Raw genomic sequence first — 18879 nt, 5'->3', positions numbered from 1 at the left:
GGTCGGCGCCCACCACAGCTGCATCCGGGCCGCATTCGCGACCCTCCCTGGTCACCAAGGTGGACGCCGCCGGGGATCTGGTCACCGAGGAGCCGTCCACTGCGGAGAGCATCCCGTTCGTTCCGCCGGACGGGACGCTCGACTTCGCGGGCCGCCCGCGGTGCCTGGTGGCCCGCACCACCGAACGCTACGAGGCGGTGCAGGAGCGGCTGCCCGAGGGCAAGATCCTGGCCGTGATCCGCTGTGAACTGCGGCTAGGCCACTCCACCGTGCGCCGCTTCGCCCGCGCCCGCAGCCTCGACGAACTCCTGGTCAAAGCCACCAACCGCGCCACCCTCCTCGACGAGTACAAGCCCTACCTGCACCAGCGGTGGACCGACGGCTGCCACAGCATTCCCCAACGGGTGTGGCTCGCCTGAAGTGACCTGCTGATCTGCTGACCTGTCAAGCCGTCCTTAACGTCCGCGCCATGCGCAACAACGGCGACTTCGACACCCACTTGCGTTACCACCTCACTCGCGAACTTGAACGCCTCTACCAACCAGCTGGCCAGAGCGAATACACCCCCAGTGCCTGACCAGCACCCCACTCAAGACGAGCCGCACCCATCCCAATCCGCCTGTGGACAAGGCGATTTCCAGCAGTTCGTACCGCTCGCCCTCGAACGCGTTGAGGATGCGCCATTCTTCGCTGCTGAGATCCGCCGGGGCTGCACAGGGTGCCGAACGGCAGATGCTCCTGTCGAAGGTGCAGGCCGCCGAAGACGCCGCCGGCCGAATCGACTGGGATGTGTCCGTGGACTCCACCGCGGTCCGTGCCCACCAGCACGCCGCGGGCGCACGCCAGACAGCACCCGCCGCGGCCCTGCAAAAAAGGGGGGTGCCGCTGTCAGCGCGATCAAGGCAGGTAGATCGTTCTATCTCTGTGCCGGGATCGTTTGACCGTTGTGTCGGAGGTCGGGGGGCTTGTTGATCCAGGCGGCCCCGGGGAGTTTCGGTGGTTCGGGTGCCCCGCGGACGAATCGTTCGGGGTGCTGGCGGTAGACGCTCGTGAGGACGTCGGCGTGCATCTCGCGGAGCTGGTCGGCGAGGCCGAAGTGCACGTCGAAGGGGGTATGCATGGCTATTCCGGAGTGCCGGTGGGCGACGTTGTACCAGTCAGCCGCAGCCTGCCCGTTCCCATCAACCCGCTCTGGAAGAAGGCGACTGAGCCGGATAAGCTCACGAGGCGGCGTCTGGCCTATGAAAACAGCCACAGAGGCTTCTGCCCCGAGCAGAGGGCGGAGCCTCTCCGTGTTGGAAGGAGAATCCGCTGCGCGCGGGTTCGATCCCCGTCCTTGAGCTGGCGCGATCGTCTCCTGTGTCTTCAGCGCGTTTCTGTCGGGCCTCATTGAGGCCGAGTTGAGGCCGCAAGGACAGGAACAGACTGACAAGGGCTGACTAACCTCCACACGGATTACCGCATCTGACCTGCGAAAACGTCAAAGATGAGCGTGGATCGGCAAGGACCGCCAAGATCCTCAAAGGACTCATAATCCGTCGGCCGTGGGTTCGAGTCCCACCCGCCCCACCTGTGCAGGCTCTTGACCTGCGGAAACGTTCGTTTTTGGGTGTCGGGGCGTCAACTTCGCTTGGACGGACTGGATCCGCTGCTCGCGGGTTTGGAGTCGGGCGGTGTTCGGGGGAGCTCCCACCCCTCTGACCTGCGGCTGAGTGGATGGTCGAGGGTGTCGCTCGCGGTCGGGGTGACTGCTCTGAGGGTCGATGCCAAGACCCAGGGGCCGTACAGGGGCCGGGGCGGCGCAGACGTGTCCAGGCCGGCGGTGTCTCGGGGTCGATCCGTTGTCCCATTTGGTGGTGGCGCTGCTGGCGCAGCCATCCACGGGACGGCCGGTTGAGCACCGGGCCGGTGGCGGAGGCGGTGCTGATACCGGCGCGGCCAGTGCGCGGACGCGGGTGGGGCGACGTCGGCTGGTATCTGCGCTGTGGAGAGCCTGTCGCTGCTGAGGAAGTGTCCCGGCGACGGCCGAGGGGCAAGGAAACGGCCCGAAGAGGAAACGGCCCCGATGGGGTTATTCGACCCTCTCTCGTATGGCCCCCTAGCCCCAATGCCGTTGCGTTACGGGATTGCGGGTTGGGGTCGTTGAATGGTGATGGCCCGGGTGCCGGTGCGGGTGGGTTGGGGCCACGTGTGGTGTTCGGCCCGTTTGAGCCGGTAGTTGGACATCTTGCGTTTGACGACGCGGGGCTGGCTGCGCAGGCGTCTGAGCGGCAGGAGTCGTTCCAGCAGGTCCTGCTGGAGCAGGACGAGGGTTCTGACCAGGAGGTCAGGGGGAAAAACTGCCCGGCGTGACAGTCACACTGCGTCGGGCGGAGCGCAGGGTCTCGGTGAAGGAGATCCGGTCGGGGTCCAGGCACCGGGTCGCGGCCGTTCTCACCATCAGCTCGCGCAGGGCGCGGTGGACCAGCAGGTGGGCCCAGATCTGCTGCAGGACGCCGTCGGGGGTCTTGCTGCTGAGGACGACGTGGGCTCCGCGTTGATGGGTCTTGATCTCCGCGAAGACGCTCTCCACTTCCCATCGCTCCTGGTAGAGCGCGGCCAGCTGGCGGGCGGGATATCGGCGGGCATCCAGCAGGCTGGTCACCAGCCGGTAGCCCTCGGCGGCATGACCGGTGCCGTCCAGCTGGTAGGCCATCACCCGCACGGTGACCGGGTCGGTGTGGGCGGGATCGGTGTGGGCGTGGATGCGGGAGAGCCAGGATCCGTCCCGCAACTGTCGGTCGACGGGCAGGATCCGGTTGGCGGGCACCCGCCACAGCAGGTGGGCGCCGGTGGCGGTGAAGGACCGCCACAACGGCACACCGAGGAACTCACGGTCGGCCAGGACCAGTTGACCGGGGCCGCAGGAACGGGGCAGACGGCTCACCAACGTCACTTCCCCGGTGCGGCAGCCGGCGAGTTCCGCGTCGAGTACGAGGTGCGTGCCGACCTCCACCAGGCAGGCCATCCGCACCTGGGGAAAGCTGGACTTGTCGGGGCCGCGGCTGTTTCCGGGGCGTGCGAAGGCAGCCTCATTGGCCGGGCTGTCGGCGACGTCCCAGCAGGTCCCGTCCACCGCCAGCAGCCGCAGCCCGCGCCAGAAGGAGCCCGGGGTGGCTTCGGTACCCATCGGTTTCGCGGTCGTCGTGAACAGCACCCGCAGCGGCTCCGGGCCCAGCCGCTGCCTGGCCCTGAACAGCGACGACTTCGCCGGGACATGCCAGGCGCCCAACAGCCCCAGGCCCCGCAGCCCCTCGACCAGATGCCGCATCACGTCCAGATACGGAGCCGGCGAGAACAAGGCCAGCCCCAGCACGAAATACACCACCAGCCGGGCCGGAAGCAGGCGCTTGCGTTGCTCCGCACGACCGCACGCCGCCACCACCCGATCCACCAGACCCGGCGGATACACCCAGGTCAGCAGGCCCAAACCTGATAACTCAGAGACACTTGCAGCCACCCGAACCACCCCCGGGACACTGCACAGCAGCGTACGCCCGCAAGCTAACGCAACGGCATTGCCCCTAGCCCCGGGCGGCGGGACCGGCATGCGGGCCCGTCACCGGTGCTGCGCCATGCCCAGCTCGTCGGTGTACCGGCCGAGGCCGTCCTCGGCGGTGAGAGCGGGGGCGAACAGCTGCTCCTGGCGGCGGGGGTCGGCGACGTAGCGGCCGATGTCGAACCAGCTGAACATCGAGTCCCTGCCGGTGTACGTCGATGTCTTCGCCGGTCATCGAGGACTACAGCCAGACCGGTTTCGGGGCACGGTCGCCGGGCAGGCGATCAGCCTTCAGCCGGATCAACGTGCCGTGGATCAGCGGAGTTCGCCGCCGTGCTGGAGCCAGGGGCCGTGTGCCGCCAGGCGCGGGTGCATCCGGTGCTGGGACACGCCGTCCATGGACGGTCCTGTGCCCGAGACCTGGCTAGTGCTGTGACCGCATAGGTTCGCCGGGTCGGCGGTCGTGGCGGTTGCATGTGCGGTGACATCCGATCCGACCGCTGCAGGCGCGGTGGCCGAGCCCGTCCGTGTGCGCAGACTGACCGACCACGAGGGGCAGAAGCTGCAGCAGATCGTGCGCCGGGGCAGCACGAGTTCGGTGCGCTACCGGCGGGCGATGATGCTGATGGCCTCCGCTGGAGGGGGCCCGGCAGCGGATGCTCAGGCGGAGCCTGGCCGACTCGCGGAGCGGGTATGTGCGGCGCTGATGTGTCCTCAGACGCCCGCTTCCACCAGGTCATCGGTATGGAAGGTGCGGCGGTAGGAGGCGGGTGAGACACCGAAGGCGGTGCGCATGTGGGCGCGCAGGGAGTTGGCGGAGCCGAAGCCGCAGCGGTGGGCGACCAGGTCGATGGACAGGTCGGTGGTCTCCAGCAACTGCTTGGCCAGTTCCAGGCGTTGCGCGGTGAGCCACTGCACGGGGGTCATGCCGACCTCGTCGCGGAAGCGGCGGGTGAAGGAGCGCAGGCTCATCCGGGCGTGTTCGGCCAGGCGGTTCAGGGAGAGGGGTTCGCCGAGGTGTTCCAGGGCCCAGGCGCGGGTGGCGGTGGTGGTGGCGACGGTGGGTTCGGGCACCGGGCGGTCGATGTACTGGGCCTGGCCGCCGTCCCGCCAGGGCGGGACGACGCACGCGCGGGCGGCGCGGTTGGCGGCGGCGGCGCCGTGGTCGCGGCGGATCATGTGCAGGCACAGGTCGATGCCGGCGGCGACGCCCGCGGAGGTCAGGACGTCGCCGTCGTCGACGAAGAGGACCTCCTCGTCGACCTTGACGCGGGGGTAGGCGCGGCGGAACTCGGGGGCGAGGTGCCAGTGGGTGGTGGCGGGCCGGCCGTCGAGGAGGCCCGCGGCGGCCAGGACGTAGGAGCCGGCGCAGATGGACACCAGGCGGGTGCCGGGCCGGATGCCGGCGATGGCCGCGGTGACCTCGGGCGGCAGCGGGCCGCCGCGGCCCAGCTCGGGCATGGCGTGCGTGGGCGGGACGATCACGGTGTCCGCGGCGGCCAGGGCCTCGGGACCGGCCGCGGGCTGCACGGTGAACCCGGCGTCGCTGAGGACCGGGGCGCCGTCGGCGGTGCAGATGGTGACCTCGTACAGCGGGCGTGAGTCGGCGTCCATGACGCTGCCGAAGACGCGGGAGGGGATGCCGAGCTCGAAGGGCGGGACGCCGGGCAGGGCGAGGACGGCGATGCGGTGCCGCCCGGCCGCGTCGGCGCTCGGGTCGGTGTATGGCCACGGCATCTCACTCATGGCCAGATCCTGTCACATAGTGGCCAGACGGCCAACGCCATGGTGGGGGCGGATGCCGGATCGTGGACTGCGTCGCGCCGGGAAGGGCCCGGGCGGCCGGTATCCGATCAAGACAAGAAAGAGTGAGGCGGACAACATGCGTGCGGTAGTCGTGGAGCAGTGGGGCGGACCGGAAGTGCTCGTGGAGCGTGAGGTCGCCCGGCCCGAGCCGGGAGTGAACGAGGTCCTGGTGCGGGTCCACGCGGCCGGTGTGAACCCGGTGGACTTCAAGACCCGGGCCAGCGGGGCCATGGTCGCGTGGGGCGAGATCCCGGTGGTCGGCTGGGACGTCTCCGGCACCGTGGAGGCCGTCGGACCGGGCGTGGGGATGTTCCGCCCCGGGGACGAGGTGTACGGCATGCCGCTGTTCCCGCGGCAGGCCGGCGCCTACGCCGAGTACGTCGTCGCCCCGGCCCGCCACCTCGCGCCCAAGCCGGCGAACCTCACCCACGTGCAGGCGGCGGCGCTGCCGCTGGCCGGACTGACCGCCTGGCAGGCCCTGGTGGACACCGCCGAGGTGCGCGCCGGTGAGCGGGTGCTGGTGCACGCGGCGGCCGGCGGGGTCGGCCACCTGGCCGTGCAGATCGCCAAGGCCCGCGGCGCGTACGTAATCGGCACGGCCAGCGCCGGCAAGCACGACCTGCTGCGGCAGCTGGGCGCGGACGAGGTGATCGACTACCGCACGGTCCGCTTCGAGGACGCCGTCGGGGACGTGGACGTGGTGCTGGACGGGCTCGGCGGCCAGAACGCCGAGCGGTCCCTGACGGTGCTGCGCCCGGGCGGCCGGCTGATCACCCTGCCCGGCCCCGCCGACGTCCCCGCCGACGTCCCCGGCCACGTGCGGGCGGTGTGGATTCTGGTCGAGCCCGACCACCTGGGTCTGCGCGAGATCGCCGCCCTGGCCGAGCAGGGTGCGCTCACGCCCGTGGTCGAGACCGTCGTCCCGCTGGCCGAGGCCGCGAAGGCGCACGAGATCGGCGAGCAGGGCCGCACCACCGGGAAGATCGTCCTGAGCGTCGCCTGACGCCGGCCGCCCCGGCCGGGTCGGCTGCGGGCAGGTGGAGCGGGACTGGAGCCCCGGGACCGACCGGTCCTGATCTGACCTCACACCTGGATAAATCGGATGAAGACAAGGAGTAGTGCCCCATGAGAGCGTTCGTCGTCACCAAGTACAAGGAGCCGCTGCGGGAGGCGGACGTCCCCGAGCCCACCGTGGGGGAGCACGACGTGCTCATCCGGGTGGAGGCTGCCGGGCTGAATCAGCTGGATGAGAAGATCCGCGCCGGTGAGTTGAAGCAGATCCTGCCCTACAAGCTGCCGCTGATCCTGGGCAACGATGTCGCGGGCACCGTCATCAGCGTCGGGACGGCGGTTCGCGGCTTCAAGCCCGGAGACGAGGTCTACGGTCGGCCCGACCAGGACCGCATCGGCACCTTCGCCGAGCGCATCGCCGTCGCGGAGGGCGACCTGGCGCTCAAGCCCGCCTCGATCAGCATGGAAGAGGCGGGCTCGCTGCCGCTGGTGGCGCTCACGGCGTGGCAGGCGCTGGTGGAGCGCGGGAAGGTGCGGCCCGGGCACAAGGTTCTCATCCACGCCGGGGCCGGCGGGCTCGGTTCGATCGCGATCCAGCTCGCCGCACACCTCGGCGCGAGCGTCGCCACGACCGCCAGCGGTTCCAACGCGGACTTCGTGCGCGCGCTCGGCGCGGACACGGTGATCGATTACCGCAGCCAGGACTTCGAGCAGCTCCTGACCGGCTACGACCTGGTGTTGGACAGCCTCGGTGGGGAGACTCTCGAGAAGTCCCTGCGGGTGCTCAAGCCCGGCGGCAAGGCCATCGAGATCGCTGGTCCCCCGGAGCCCACTTTCGCGCGCGAGGCCAGCCTCAACCCGCTGCTGCGCCTGGGGGTCGCCGTCCTGAGCCGCAAGATCCGCAGGCAGGCGAAGAAGCTCGGCGTGACGTACGAGTTCATGCTCATGCACGCCAGCGGCGACCAGCTCCGCCAGATCACCACCCTCGTCGACCAGGGCGTGGTGCGTCCGGTCGTGGGAAAGGTGGTCGGCTTCGACCAGACTCCGCAGACGCTGCAGTCCCTGTCCCAGGGCGGCATCCGCGGCAAGGCCGTCATCGGCAGCAGCTGACCCGCCGCAACCGCGACGGGCGACACAGAACGTACGAGACACCACCCATGTCTGTCGCCTCCCGGTCGGTCGGACGGCGCGAGCGGAACAAGCAGGAGAAACTCGACCGCATCGTCGCTGCCGCCAGTGAACTGTTCGCCGAACACGGCGTCGATGAGGTCACGACCCAGCAGATCGCCGACAAGGCCGACATCGGCACCGGGACGCTGTTCCTCTATGCCAAGACCAAGGGCGAACTCCTCCTCCTTGTCCAGAACGCCAAGTACGTCGAAGCACTTGAGCAGGGCCGGGCGGACGCCGAGACCGTCCCGGGCGTGCTGGACGCGGTGCTGGCGATCGTCCGGCCGATCGTCGAGTGCAACCGCGTCCAGATCGACAACGGACGCACCTACCTGCGAGAGATGGTCTTCGGCGACCCCGAGGAGCCCCGGCACGGCGCAGCACTCGCCATCGTCGCGCAGACCGAGGAGGCCGTCGCCGCCGTGCTGCGCCGAGACGAACGGGTCGCAGAGGGCGACGCCGCGACGCTGGCACACATCGTGTCCGCCGTGATGTTCCTCAGCATGGCGGTGAGCGTGAACATCGCCTTGAGCGTCGAGGAGATCGTGCAGGACATCCGGAGGCAGGTCGAGGTCCTGCTGCCTCGCTGAAGCGCGGCCAGCCTCAGGCCCAGGCGACCATCCGGGTAGTCCTCGGCTGCGGCATGGCCCGAATCCCCAAATGACAGGTCATCCGGCCGTTGCTGCCCATACCGGCATGACTGGGCGGGTGGGGCGGCCGGCCGGAGGGCTACCGCCACCGCGTGCTGCTGGGATTCCGGAGATTGCCCACCTACGTGGCGTCGAGTCCCCCGTCGCACAGTCCCTGTCCGCAGGATTCCGGGTCGGGGCCCGTGTGGTGCGGTCAGGGCTTTGTGGGTCGATTCAGCAGTTCTAGGGCGCCCTGATGTGGTCGATGGGCGCGCCCAATGTTGGTGATGTATCTTGGGTACATACATTGTGGATGTTGGAGGTGTCCGATGTCCGTCACGCAGATTGATCTCGATGACGAGGCGCTGGCCGAGGCCATGCGGCTGATGGGTGTCACGACGAAGAAGGAGACCGTGAACGCGGCCCTTCGGGACTACGTGGCGCGGATCAAGCGGCTTGAGGCTGCGGAGAAGTTGGCCGCGCGGGGTGCGCGTGGTGAGTTCGAGCAAGCCGCGGCGGCGCATGACGCGGAGAAGCGTGCGCGGCGCGAGGCCTTCGAGTGATCACGTATCTGGTGGACACCTCGGCTCTGTGGCACCTGTTTCGCACCCCAGGTGCGTTGCGTCCCTGGGAGGGACACATTGCCGCCGGGGTGTTCCACCTCTGCGAGCCGACGCGTGCCGAATTTCTCTACTCGGCAACCAGCCCGTCCCATCGGGATGAGCTCGCAGAGGAACTGGATGCGCTCTGCTTGCTCTCGCCGGTTCCGAAGAACGCCTGGCGTTGGGTCGACACCGCCCAGTACAAACTGACCCAGCGGGGCCAGCATCGCGCGGCTGGAGCGATCGACCTGTTGGTGTGTGCGACAGCTGTACACCACGGGCACACCGTTCTCCACGTGGACAACGACTTCGCGACGGTGGCCGGAGTGCTCAAGGAAGTTCAGCAGCGGGACGTACGAGCCTGATCTTCTGGAGCAGCCGGTTCACGTTGTCGGTCCGTTGGCTTCTGGATGACCGATGCCCAAGTCACTGCCCTAGAATTGTGAACCTGGTCCGTCCTCTGAGCGCGGCCGCCGCACCGTCCAGATCCGCGAGCCGTGCGGCGAGGGTGGCCTCCGCGAGCCGGGTCGGCAGTGCCGCGCTGAACTTGAGGCCGTTCAGCGCACGCGCGTCCACTGTGGGAAGGCACAGTTGATCTGTTGCTTCCGCGATGGCCTTCCTCCATTCTGCGGGCGCCACGTCCTCGCGAAGTCGGATGCAGGTGTCTGTCGGCCTCTGGAGGGGATTGGCGATCGTGGTGAGTGCGGCGGCCGGGGTGGCGTTGGCCCGGTAGCCGGCCCAGGTCCACACCAGACCCGTGACCAGCAACTTCAGCTTGCACACCGCTCAGTGGTGCGGTGAGGTGAGGATGCCCTGGGAGAGAGCGAGGGTGACCGCTGCGGTGCGGTCGTTGACGCTCAGCTTGACGAACGTTCGCAGTAGGTGTGTCTTCACCGTCGCTTCGCCGATGTACAACTGCCGACCGATCTCGCTGTTGGACAGACCGCGCGCGACGAGGCCGAGTACCTGAACCTCGCGGGGGGTCAACTGCTCCCCGGACGGCGCCTGCATGTGGGTCACCAGCCGGGTGGCCACCGGCGGGGCGAGGACGGTTTCGCCGCGGGCGGCCGCCCGGATGGCGTCGGTCAGGGTGCCGATCGGGGTGTCCTTGAGCAGGTACCCGGTGGCGCCGGCCTCGATCGCCGGCAGGATGTCGGCGTCGCCTTCGTAGGTGGTCAGCACGAGCACGCGAATGCCGGGGTGGTCCTGGCGGATGCGCGCCGTCGCGGTGGCGCCGTCGGTACCCGGCATCCGCAGGTCCATCAGGACGACGTGCGGGCGCGTTGCGGCGGCGAGGACGATCGCCTCGTCGCCGGAGCCGGCCTCGCCGACGACCCGCAGGTCGTCGTAGGCCTCAAGCATGCCGCGGAGGCCGAAGCGTACGACGGGATGGTCGTCGACGATCAGGATGTGGACAGTCATCGAGCTGGTTCCGCCCGCTCAGTGGTCGGGTGTGGGGCCGAGATCATGTAGTAGCTGCAGGCTACGCGCCGCCTGCTCGGCCGGGGTCAGCGGCAGCTCGACCCGCACTGTGGTGCCTTGGCCAGGAGTCGATTGCACCGTGCAGGTTCCGCCGAGGCTGGAGGCGCGGGTGCGAATGCCGAGCAGGCCGTATCCACCCCCGATGACGGCCGGTGCGAAGCCCTGGCCGTCATCGGTCACTGCCAGTGCCACGAGGCCGTGGTAATGGCGTAGTTCGATCCGTACTTTCGTGGCGTCGGCATGCTTGCCGACGTTGGTCAGGGCCTCCTGCGCAGTGCGCAGCAGGGCGATGTCGGTGCCGGTGGGCGCGCCGGACCGCTCGCCGACGATCGACACCTCGACGTGCGTCCCCGTGTCGCGGGTGTGCCGGGCGGCGAGCCGGTCCAGGGCATCCGCGAGGCCGCGGCCGGTCAGATCGACCGGGGCCAACGCGGCGATCAGCGAACGTGCTTCCGCGAGGTTCTCGCGGGCGGTTTTCTCCAGGATGTCGAGCTGACCGTCCGCGGCTGTCGCATCACGGAACAGGGTCGTCCGCGCGGCCTGGGCGAGCATGAGGACGCTGGTGAAGCCCTGTGCCAGGGTGTCGTGGATCTCGGCGGCCAGGCGTTCACGTTCGGCATGGACGCCGGCCTCGTGGCCCGCGCGTTCCAGTGCGGCCCGGGTCCGGGTCAGTTCCTCGATCAGCTCGGCCCGTTTGCGGTTCTGCTCGCGGATGCCGGTCAGATAGGCGCCCGCGAGGATCGTCACGGTCATGGGTACGAGAACGGTCACGCCGGCCATCGCCAGCGTGTAGCGGCTGATGCCGACCCTCGCCAGCATGGCCCAGGCGAGTTCGGCGTAGAGGATCGACAGCAGTGGCAGGCGTACGCGCCACCTCGCGACCATCACGAACAGCTGCGGGCAGAGCGCGAACAGCAGTGCGCCACCGATCGGGGCGATGGCGAGCAGGAGCGGGAACGCGACCGCCAGGGCAGCGAAATAGACCGCGCCCCAACGCTCGTCGCGGTTCTCCATGGCATGCGGAGCGACCAGGGCGTACCAGGCGACGATGACGGCGAGCGTGATGAGAGCGAGCATGCGTTGCCCGAGCGCCACGGTGACGTCGGCCGCGATGGCGACGGCAAGAGGTATCGCGACGGCGCCGACGAGGACATGCCATCCGACGCGGTAGCGGAACCCGAAGTCGACGATATTGCGCACTGCCACCTCCTGCCCACCTTCGCTCGCCGTGATCCGGCCGCCAGTCTACGAACACCCATGTTCAAGGTGCCCTGTTCGGCGCCGGGGAACGTCCACGCACCGGTGGAGCCGTGCGTACGTCGATCGGTGGACAACGGGGTCCAACCAAGCGTTGTCGCCGCGGCGGCCACAGAACCGTCACGCTCGTTGTAGAGAACCCCGGTCCGCATCTGGAGGTACCCCATGAAGAAGAACTGGCTCGTCCTCGTCCTCGGCGTCCTGCTGTTTTTTTTCGGCGTGACCTGGACCTTGCAGGGAATTGACGTCATGAAGGGCTCGGCGATGAGCGGCGTGACGCTGTGGGCGGTCGTCGGGCCGATCGTGGCGCTCGTCGGTCTGGTCGTGCTGGGTGTCGGCATCGCCCGGCGACGCCGGGTCGGCCGATGAGCGCCAAACAGCTGTCCGGCGCCGGCGCGGAGGCTCAGGAGGCAGGTCTGCCGGCCCCGGAACGACCACTCAAACAGTGGTACGGCGAGCTTGCCGGCGTCGCGGCCACCGCGCTCGCCCTGGGCGTCGGTGAGCTGGTGGCGGCCGCGACGGGTGGGCCCTCAGCGCCCCTCGTGGCGGTGGGTGGCGTCGCCGTGGACGCCGCGCCGACTCCCGTCAAGGAGTTCGCGGTCACGGTGTTCTACACGTACGACAAGCTGGCGCTGCAGGCGGGAATCGTGCTGGTGCTGGCGGTCTTCGCCGCGATCATCGGTGTCATGGCCATGCGCCGGCTCGGGTACGGGTTGGCCGGGGTCGCTGTGTTCGGGACGATCGGCGTACTCGCGTCAGCGACCCGCTCCAGCGCCACGTGGGCGTACCCGCTGCCGTCGGTGGCCGGTGCACTGGCTGCCGCCGGCCTTCTGGCACTGCTGCGTCGCACCCTGCCGCGCCGTGCGGTGGTGTCGGCGCGGGACCTGAGCGACGAGACCGGCCCGGACGGGGGCGGGGCGGCGCAGGAAGTCCCCGCCCCCGTGCAGGGCGTCCGTCTGCCGTCGTCGGATACCGGCGTCCCGGTGGTGGACGGTGTGGGACAGCCACCGGGCCGGAGACGGTTTCTCGTGCTGGCGTACGGGGCGATCGGTGCGGCTGCGGTGGCCGTACCGGGCGGACGTCGGCTCTGGGCACAGCGTGTGGCCGCGGCCCGGGCCGCGGTGGTTCTTCCGTCCCCGTCGAGCCCGGCACCGCTCTTGCCCGCCAAGGTCTCCGCCGGCGTGCCCGGAGTGACGAAGTTCGTGACCGCGAATGCGGACTTCTACCGGATCGACACCGCGTTGACGGTGCCCCAGATGGAACCGAAGGACTGGCGGCTGAGGATTCATGGCCGGGTGAAACGGCCGCTGACGTTGACGTACGAACAACTGCTGGCACGGCCGATGGTGGAGCGGTACATCACACTGTCATGTGTGTCCAATGAGGTCGGTGGCGAGTTGGTCGGCAACGCGCGGTGGTTGGGGGTGTCGATCAAGGATCTGCTGGACGAAGTCGAGCCGGATGACGGGGCGGACCAGGTGGTGAGCCGTTCCGTGGACGGCTATACGGCCGGTACGCCGACGGCGGCGTTGCGTGACGGGCGGGACGCGTTGCTGGCGGTCGGGATGAACGGGGAGCCACTGCCCGTCGAACACGGGTTTCCGGTCCGGATGGTGGTGCCCGGGCTGTACGGATACGTATCGGCGACGAAGTGGCTGACGGAGCTGGAGCTGAGCAGCTTCTCGGACTTCAGCGCCTATTGGGTACGGCGGGATTACGCGGCGCTGGCTCCGGTGAAGACACAGTCGCGGATCGACACACCGACCGCGGGCAAGCGGCTGGAGCGGGGTCCGGCAATGGTGGCCGGAGTGGCGTGGGCGCAGCATCATGGCGTGAGCGCGGTGGAGGTCCGTGTGGATGACGGGCCATGGCAGCAAGCAATGCTCGCAGCCGTGCCGTCGGTGGACACCTGGCGGCAGTGGAGCTGGCCGTGGCAGGCGACGCCCGGCAAGCATCGGCTGCAAGTACGCGCCATCGACCACACCGGCCAGGTGCAGACAGGGCAGGCACACAAGCCGCTTCCCGACGGGGCAACCGGCTGGCACACGATCAAGGTCACGGTCACCTGAGCAAGGTCCGCCGACGAACCTGCCGGATAGATCGCGAAACCAGACTGGAGTATTGGTACTGCGTGGGGCTTCACCATTCCCGCTGGTCAGGAGCGTAGTTTCGAGCCTGGCGGGCTGACGGGGCGTCAGGGGGCAGTTCGGGTAGGGCGGCCGGTACGGCTGCAGAGGTCGCACACGATCGCCAGGATCTTGCGACAGCCGCCGGGCGGCGCGCCCTCGTCGGCCGCGTCGCTGCGGTGCGGGATGAGCAGGACTGCCCGCCCCGGAGGCGGACCGCCTGCTGCGCGCGCTGCTCGTCTTCGCGGAGAGTTTCATCAACGGACCTGAGCAGGCCGACAGCGAGATGACGCTGGCCGACGCAGTTCAAGGTCTTGTAGCCGTTGTCGGCCCAGGTTTTGGTGATGGTGGGGTGGTGCTCGCGGACTTTGCTCAGGAATGGGTGCCGGCGGCGGAGTCGTGGACCCTGGCGGCGGTGACGGTGACGGTGACGGTGACGGTGACGGTGACGGCGACGGCGACGGCGAGGAGGAAACCGAGCGTGTCGCCGAAGCACCTCTGCACATCAACCCGTACGCACCTCTGCACCTGAGCCCGTACGCCGACACCAAGCCCTCCTTCGGCGACGGACGCTAGTTCAGCACGATGCGCCAGCGGTTGTCGGTGGTGCCGTCGTCCGCGTCCTGGACCGCGAACGCGCCGACCGCGGTGGAGTTGCCCGCGATGGCGAGCAGCTTGCCGCTGTTCACGTTGCGGATCTTGTAGGTCCCGTCGCCCTGGTCGAGGAGGGTCCATTTGTGATCGGCGGTGCCGCTGTCCGACCACTGCAGAACGGTCGCGCCGTCTGCCGTGTCCATGTTCAGGACGCCGAGCATCTTGCCGCTGTTGGCGTTGCGGAAGCGGACCGCGCTTCCATCAGTGATCATTTCCCAGTTGTGGTCGGCGGTGCCGTTGTCCGTCCATTGCAGAGCGCGGCCGCCGTTGGACGTGGACATGTTCTGAATGCCCAGCAGGAGACCGCTGCTCGCGTTGACGAGACGGACGGTATTGCCGGTGGTGTTCCAGTAGACGGTGTAGTTGAAGCCGTGCGCGTCGTAGAACGGGCCCAGGTTGATGGTGGAGCCGCTGGAGGTGGCGGTGAAGGCGAGTGAACTGCTGCTGGTCCGTTTGATCGAGGACGTGGTCAGCGCAGGGAGGGAGCTGAGCGTGGAGTCACCGTAGTTGCCTGACAGGACCACCGGGCCGTAGGTGATCGCGGCGACGTTCGCGTTGTCGTTGGCCGGTCGGATGCCGATCCGCATGGGCAGGCGGACGGTGATCGTGTCGCCGGAGGTCCACGAGCGGTTCAGGGTGGCGTAACTGCCGGGCGTGGTGGTGATGTTCTGCGCGACTCCGTTGACGCTGATGGTGGCCCCGGTGGTCCAGCTCGGTATACGGATGCGCATGGCCCACGTTCCGCTGACGCTGCCGGTGACCTGAAGGGTCGTCGTGTCGCTGACAGGGTAGGTCGTCGTCTGGGTGACGGTGATACCGCGCTCCGTCCAGGTGAGCACCGACGGCACGAACATGTTCACGGTCAGCGTGGTGTCGTTGTGGAAGTAGATGGAGTCCATCAGCCGGGTGTGCATCTCCAGGCCGGTGCCCTGGCAGCACCAGAAGGTGCCGTAGTCGGTGCTCCAGGTGCCGCCGCCCAGCGCCGGGCCGACACCGCGGCGGCCCCCCGGCTTGAGGGGGGTGAAGTAGGTGACGTGGCCGTGGTCGTCGTCCGGGTTCTGCTGGCCGATGATCTGGTTCAGCCACGCCTGCTCGTAGTAGTCGAACAGTGCGACGCGGTTCGGGTCGAGTGTGAACAGCTCCCGGGTGAGGGTGAGCATGTTGATGGTGTTGCAGCTTTCGCACGTGTCGTTGGTCAGATAGCCGGCGATGGCGTTCGGGGCGCGGAAGTGCTCCGCCTGGCTGTTGCCGCCGATGGCGTAGGTGTGCGCGTTAAGGGTGATGTTCCAGGCGTTGGTGGCGATGTCCCGGTAGCGGGTGGTGCCGGTGGCCTTGTACTCCCGGGCGGCCCCGATCCACTTGGGGACCTGGGTGTTGGCGTGAATTCCGTTGAGCTGGTCCTGGTTGGCCGCCAGCGGGTCGAACACCGCGGCGTGGTCGAACCGCTGGGCGGCGGTGAGCCACCGCGCGTCGCCTGTCTGCTGGTAGAGATCGGTCAGCACGGCGTTCATGCCGCCGAACTCGACGCGCAGCATGGTCTGCATCTGTTGGGTGGTCAGCCGGCCGGTGCGCCAGTCGACCCATCCGGCCAGGGCGAGGAGCACGTCCCGGGCTTGTGTGCTGCCGATGTGGCGCCATACGTCCAGCAGGCCGGTGAGGGTCTTGTGGATGGTGTAGTACAGCACCTCGCCACTGGTTCCCTGCTCGAGAGCAGTGAAGTTGGACTCGGGGTAGCCGGAGAGGTATCCGGGGTTGAAACCGGCGGCGCTGTTGTTGGCCTGGCACTTGGCCAGTTCCGCGACCATGTAGGTGGCCTTGTCCCGGCAGGTGGTGTCCCCGGTCACGGCGTACGACTGTGACCATGCTGTGAGGAAGTGCCCCTGGATGTGGGTGCGGAAGCCGAAGTTCGGCGCGTCCCAGCCGCCGTTGGCGGTCGCGCCGTTGGTGGACAGCTTGTGGGTGGCGCGGAAGTTGTACAGCAGCCGGTCGACATCGATGAACCGCAGGTAGTTCTGGGTGCGGTTCTGGTTGTCCAGCCACCGGCTCGCACTGAGTCGGACCTGGCCGAGTGCGAAGGGGTGCGCCAAGACCCCGATGTCGGTCCTCGCGGGGACCACGGCCGCTTGGGCGGAAGACGCGCCGATGAAGGATCCGGTGGCAGAGCCGGCCACGGTGGCCCCGGCCAGTTGCAGGAGACGACGCCTGCTGACGGAGGAAGACATCTTGAGCCTTTCGATACGGCAGAGCGACTGCTTGGACTCCTGACGTGCCGGCTCACACGTCCGACGGTCGGGCGTGGCGCGTCACGGACTTGTGTGCTTCCGACGTGGCGCCCTATGGCCGACAGGCCGACCACACCTTCCTCACGTGGTTCGACTTTTCAAACGTCGTCCGAAATATGGAACGGATCTTCGCTGACACATGGGATGGATTAACGGATATGGACGCTGCTTGTGTCTAGCCGTGTGACACAAATTCTTACCGGCTGTCGGTTCGTCCCGTAGTCCTGCGGCTACGTGCTGCGGGGGCGCAGTTCCGTGCCCCGGTACACGATGACCTGCGGACGGGCCATGTACCGCTCTGCGAATGCGGGTTGGCGGCCGTCGTCCTCCCGGAAGCGGACGGGGTGTATCTCGTATGAACCGGGCCAGGGGGCTGGGGGAGTGCCGGATCGCTCATCTGTGCGTTCGGTGGATCGGATGTGTCGGATGTATTGACGCGCCCTCTTTTTCGGATTTAGCCTCTGCCCGATTTCACGAACAGTGTTCGATATGTCGTTCAACGTGCCTGATTGGACAGTGAGTCGGTCATGAAGCCTTCCGGTCGAAGCGCCGCCCACCTGAAACGCCTTCACGGGCGCTGAGAAGCACAGACACCCGGCCATGTCGCAACCCCCCCACCTGGGTGGACGCACGGCTCGCACGGCCTGACCCGCCGTCACCACGGCGTCCTGGGCGAAACGGTGAAACACCGCCGTTTGGATCCCCCCTTCCGGCCGGCGCGGTGTCCGGGTCCTGTCCCGTCCACTCCGAGACCAAGTTCCCCCCCGTCACCCCGCTCCCCCTTCGCCCGGCGGTGGCGCCCGCACATGACAGGAGATCCGATGTCTGCGCTCCGCGCCCGGCTGACGGTGATATTGCTCGCCGTCTGCCTCCTCTTCACGGGCCAAGCCCTCACCACACCCCAGCGTGCGGCCGCCGCCGATCCCGGCTACCTGATGGTGCACTTCACCGGCGACTCCGCGACCGGTCAGCAGCTCTACGTCGCGCACAGCGCGGACGGCCTGCACTGGAACGACCTCAACGGCGGACAGCCGGTCCTCAACTCGAAGATCGGCACGAAGGGCGTGCGCGACCCCGCACTGGTGCGCTCCCAGGACGGCAGCAAGTACTGGATCATCGCCACCGACCTGTGCATCAACTGCGGCTCGACGTACGCCAACGGCAGCCCCAACTTCGTGGTGTGGGAGTCGACCGACCTGGTGAACTGGTCGGACCCGTGGCTGCTCCCCGCCGCCTCACTGGTCCCCGGCGGAAAGAACGCGTGGGCGCCGGAGGCGATCTGGAACCCCGAGACCAATGACTACGTCCTGTACTGGGCGACGAACGCCACGCTGAACGGCATCAACAAGTACCGCATCTACGCCGCCCGCACCACGGACTTCCACACCCTCACCACCACCCCGCAGATCTGGATCGACCCGCCCGGCACCACCGCGGTCGTCGACACCCAGATGACCGAGGTGCCCGCAGGTACCGGCCCCTACCGCTACCTGAGGGCCTCCGGCGACGGCAAGAACAACATCGAGGGCAGCAACTCGATCCTCGGGACGTGGACCAACCTCGCCAGCATCGGCCTCACCGGCAACGTGGTCGAAGGCCCGGTCTGGATGAAGTTCCAGAACACCAATCAGTGGGCCCTCTACATCGACTACAACAGCCCCCAGGGCGTACGCGAATACCGGCCGATCCTGACGACCAACCCGTTCGACGTCAGCACCTACCAGCTCCAGCCGGCGGCCAACTACGACATGGGCGGCACCGCCAAGCGCCACGGCGCGATCATGGCCCTCACCTCCGCCGAGGAGAGCCGCGTCCTCGCACGCTGGCCCAACACCCCGGCACAGCGGCTCCAGTCGTACAACTTCCAGGACCGGTACGTGCGCCAGACCAACTTCGACGTGCGCATCGACCCGAACGTCACCCCCGTTCAGGACTCCCAGTTCCGGCCGCGGCCCGGCCTGGTAGGCACCGGCACCGTCTCCTTCGAGTCGGTGAACTACCCCGGCTACTACCTGCGCCACCAGAACTACGACTTCCAGCTCGTCCGCAACGACGGCTCCGCCCAGTTCGCCGCCGACGCCACCTTCAACAAGGTCGCCGGCCTCGCCGACCCGACCTGGTCGTCCTTCGAGTCGTACAACCACCCCGGCTACTACATCCGCCACTACGCCTTCCAGCTCCGCCTCGACCCGATCACCACCGCGACGGGACGCGGCGACGCCACCTTCCGCGTGACGAGCTGACCCGACCGTCTCACAGAGCGCTCTGCGGAATCCGCCGCTCCTCCGACGGACCCAACGCACTCCGGCGACGGCGCCCGCC

General features: G+C 68.3%; 18 protein-coding genes and 2 pseudogenes. 11 read left to right on the top strand and 9 right to left on the bottom strand.

Going from position 1 to position 18879, the window contains the following annotated elements; translation table 11 throughout:
- The first annotated feature begins 59 nt into the window (after nucleotides 1-59).
- Nucleotides 60-419 (top strand): hypothetical protein, encoded by a 360-nt coding sequence (locus OG241_RS18305; RefSeq protein WP_405826907.1) that lies wholly within the window; start codon nucleotides 60-62, stop codon nucleotides 417-419.
- 316 nt (nucleotides 420-735) lie between these two features.
- Nucleotides 736-849 (top strand): annotated as a pseudogene (locus tag OG241_RS18300) (transposase); the annotation flags it as partial.
- Nucleotides 850-916: 67 nt separating this feature from the next.
- Here the strand turns inward: OG241_RS18300 and OG241_RS18295 are convergent.
- The 3 genes from OG241_RS18295 to OG241_RS18285 form a co-directional block, all read right to left on the bottom strand.
- On the bottom strand, nucleotides 917-1255 hold the full coding sequence (locus OG241_RS18295; protein WP_405826906.1) for a hypothetical protein: 339 nt from the start codon (nucleotides 1253-1255) through the stop codon (nucleotides 917-919).
- 1071 nt (nucleotides 1256-2326) lie between these two features.
- On the bottom strand, nucleotides 2327-3469 hold the full coding sequence (locus OG241_RS18290; RefSeq protein WP_405816561.1) for an IS4 family transposase: 1143 nt from the start codon (nucleotides 3467-3469) through the stop codon (nucleotides 2327-2329).
- Nucleotides 3470-3598: 129 nt separating this feature from the next.
- Nucleotides 3599-3733, bottom strand: coding sequence for a hypothetical protein (locus OG241_RS18285; RefSeq protein ID WP_306501734.1), 135 nt, complete (start codon nucleotides 3731-3733; stop codon nucleotides 3599-3601).
- Nucleotides 3734-4049: 316 nt separating this feature from the next.
- Between OG241_RS18285 and OG241_RS18280 the strand changes: the two are divergent.
- Nucleotides 4050-4181, top strand: a pseudogene (locus OG241_RS18280) (IS630 family transposase); the annotation flags it as partial.
- Between the two features lie 71 nt (nucleotides 4182-4252).
- Here the strand turns inward: OG241_RS18280 and OG241_RS18275 are convergent.
- Nucleotides 4253-5284: a GlxA family transcriptional regulator gene (locus OG241_RS18275; protein WP_405816560.1), complete on the bottom strand. Its 1032-nt coding sequence runs from the start codon at nucleotides 5282-5284 to the stop codon at nucleotides 4253-4255.
- Between the two features lie 136 nt (nucleotides 5285-5420).
- Here OG241_RS18275 and OG241_RS18270 point away from each other — a divergent pair, with 136 nt between their 5' ends.
- From OG241_RS18270 to OG241_RS18250, 5 genes are all read left to right on the top strand, one after another.
- Nucleotides 5421-6347, top strand: coding sequence for an NADP-dependent oxidoreductase (locus OG241_RS18270; RefSeq protein WP_405816558.1), 927 nt, complete (start codon nucleotides 5421-5423; stop codon nucleotides 6345-6347).
- 122 nt (nucleotides 6348-6469) lie between these two features.
- Entirely contained in the window at nucleotides 6470-7465 is a 996-nt protein-coding gene (locus OG241_RS18265; RefSeq protein ID WP_405816557.1) for an NADP-dependent oxidoreductase, read from the top strand.
- A 47-nt stretch (nucleotides 7466-7512) separates the two neighbouring features.
- The gene (locus OG241_RS18260; protein ID WP_405816556.1) at nucleotides 7513-8115 is read left to right on the top strand and encodes a TetR/AcrR family transcriptional regulator; all 603 of its coding nucleotides are present in this window, start codon (nucleotides 7513-7515) and stop codon (nucleotides 8113-8115) included.
- Nucleotides 8116-8483: 368 nt separating this feature from the next.
- On the top strand, nucleotides 8484-8717 hold the full coding sequence (locus OG241_RS18255) for a type II toxin-antitoxin system VapB family antitoxin (RefSeq protein ID WP_053672219.1): 234 nt from the start codon (nucleotides 8484-8486) through the stop codon (nucleotides 8715-8717).
- On the top strand, nucleotides 8714-9121 hold the full coding sequence (locus tag OG241_RS18250; RefSeq protein WP_365393829.1) for a PIN domain nuclease: 408 nt from the start codon (nucleotides 8714-8716) through the stop codon (nucleotides 9119-9121). The genes OG241_RS18255 and OG241_RS18250 overlap by 4 nt, the downstream gene beginning before the upstream one ends.
- A 61-nt stretch (nucleotides 9122-9182) precedes the next feature.
- Here OG241_RS18250 and OG241_RS18245 read toward each other — a convergent pair whose 3' ends face one another.
- The 3 genes from OG241_RS18245 to OG241_RS18235 are packed head-to-tail and all read right to left on the bottom strand — an operon-like array spanning nucleotide 9183 to nucleotide 11444.
- Nucleotides 9183-9539 carry a hypothetical protein gene (locus OG241_RS18245; RefSeq protein WP_405816555.1) on the bottom strand — a complete coding sequence of 119 codons (357 nt, stop codon included), beginning with the start codon at nucleotides 9537-9539 and terminating at the stop codon, nucleotides 9183-9185.
- A gap of 3 nt (nucleotides 9540-9542) precedes the next feature.
- Nucleotides 9543-10178: a response regulator gene (locus OG241_RS18240; protein ID WP_405816554.1), complete on the bottom strand. Its 636-nt coding sequence runs from the start codon at nucleotides 10176-10178 to the stop codon at nucleotides 9543-9545.
- A gap of 18 nt (nucleotides 10179-10196) precedes the next feature.
- Complete coding sequence (locus tag OG241_RS18235; RefSeq protein ID WP_405816552.1) at nucleotides 10197-11444, bottom strand: sensor histidine kinase; 1248 nt, start codon at nucleotides 11442-11444, stop codon at nucleotides 10197-10199.
- A 216-nt stretch (nucleotides 11445-11660) separates the two neighbouring features.
- On the opposite strand from OG241_RS18235, the gene OG241_RS18230 reads away from it, so the two are divergent.
- Both OG241_RS18230 and OG241_RS18225 read left to right on the top strand, forming a co-directional pair.
- Nucleotides 11661-11864 carry a hypothetical protein gene (locus OG241_RS18230; protein WP_405816550.1) on the top strand — a complete coding sequence of 68 codons (204 nt, stop codon included), beginning with the start codon at nucleotides 11661-11663 and terminating at the stop codon, nucleotides 11862-11864.
- Complete coding sequence (locus OG241_RS18225) at nucleotides 11861-13564, top strand: molybdopterin-dependent oxidoreductase (protein ID WP_405816549.1); 1704 nt, start codon at nucleotides 11861-11863, stop codon at nucleotides 13562-13564. Before OG241_RS18230 ends, OG241_RS18225 begins: the two co-directional genes overlap by 4 nt.
- A gap of 429 nt (nucleotides 13565-13993) precedes the next feature.
- Here OG241_RS18225 and OG241_RS18220 read toward each other — a convergent pair whose 3' ends face one another.
- Both OG241_RS18220 and OG241_RS18215 read right to left on the bottom strand, forming a co-directional pair.
- Entirely contained in the window at nucleotides 13994-14125 is a 132-nt protein-coding gene (locus tag OG241_RS18220; RefSeq protein WP_405816547.1) for a hypothetical protein, read from the bottom strand.
- A 68-nt stretch (nucleotides 14126-14193) separates the two neighbouring features.
- Nucleotides 14194-16497, bottom strand: a complete 2304-nt coding sequence (locus tag OG241_RS18215; RefSeq protein ID WP_405816546.1) for a beta-L-arabinofuranosidase domain-containing protein — start codon at nucleotides 16495-16497, stop codon at nucleotides 14194-14196.
- An 881-nt stretch (nucleotides 16498-17378) separates the two neighbouring features.
- On the opposite strand from OG241_RS18215, the gene OG241_RS18210 reads away from it, so the two are divergent.
- Complete coding sequence (locus OG241_RS18210) at nucleotides 17379-18800, top strand: glycoside hydrolase family 43 protein (RefSeq protein ID WP_405816545.1); 1422 nt, start codon at nucleotides 17379-17381, stop codon at nucleotides 18798-18800.
- Nucleotides 18801-18879: the final 79 nt, after the last annotated feature.

It is taken from the genome of Streptomyces sp. NBC_01390, assembly GCF_045040105.1.
In the GTDB taxonomy this organism is placed as follows: Bacteria; Actinomycetota; Actinomycetes; order Streptomycetales; family Streptomycetaceae; genus Streptomyces.
This window is presented reverse-complemented; position numbering and strand designations above follow the sequence as displayed.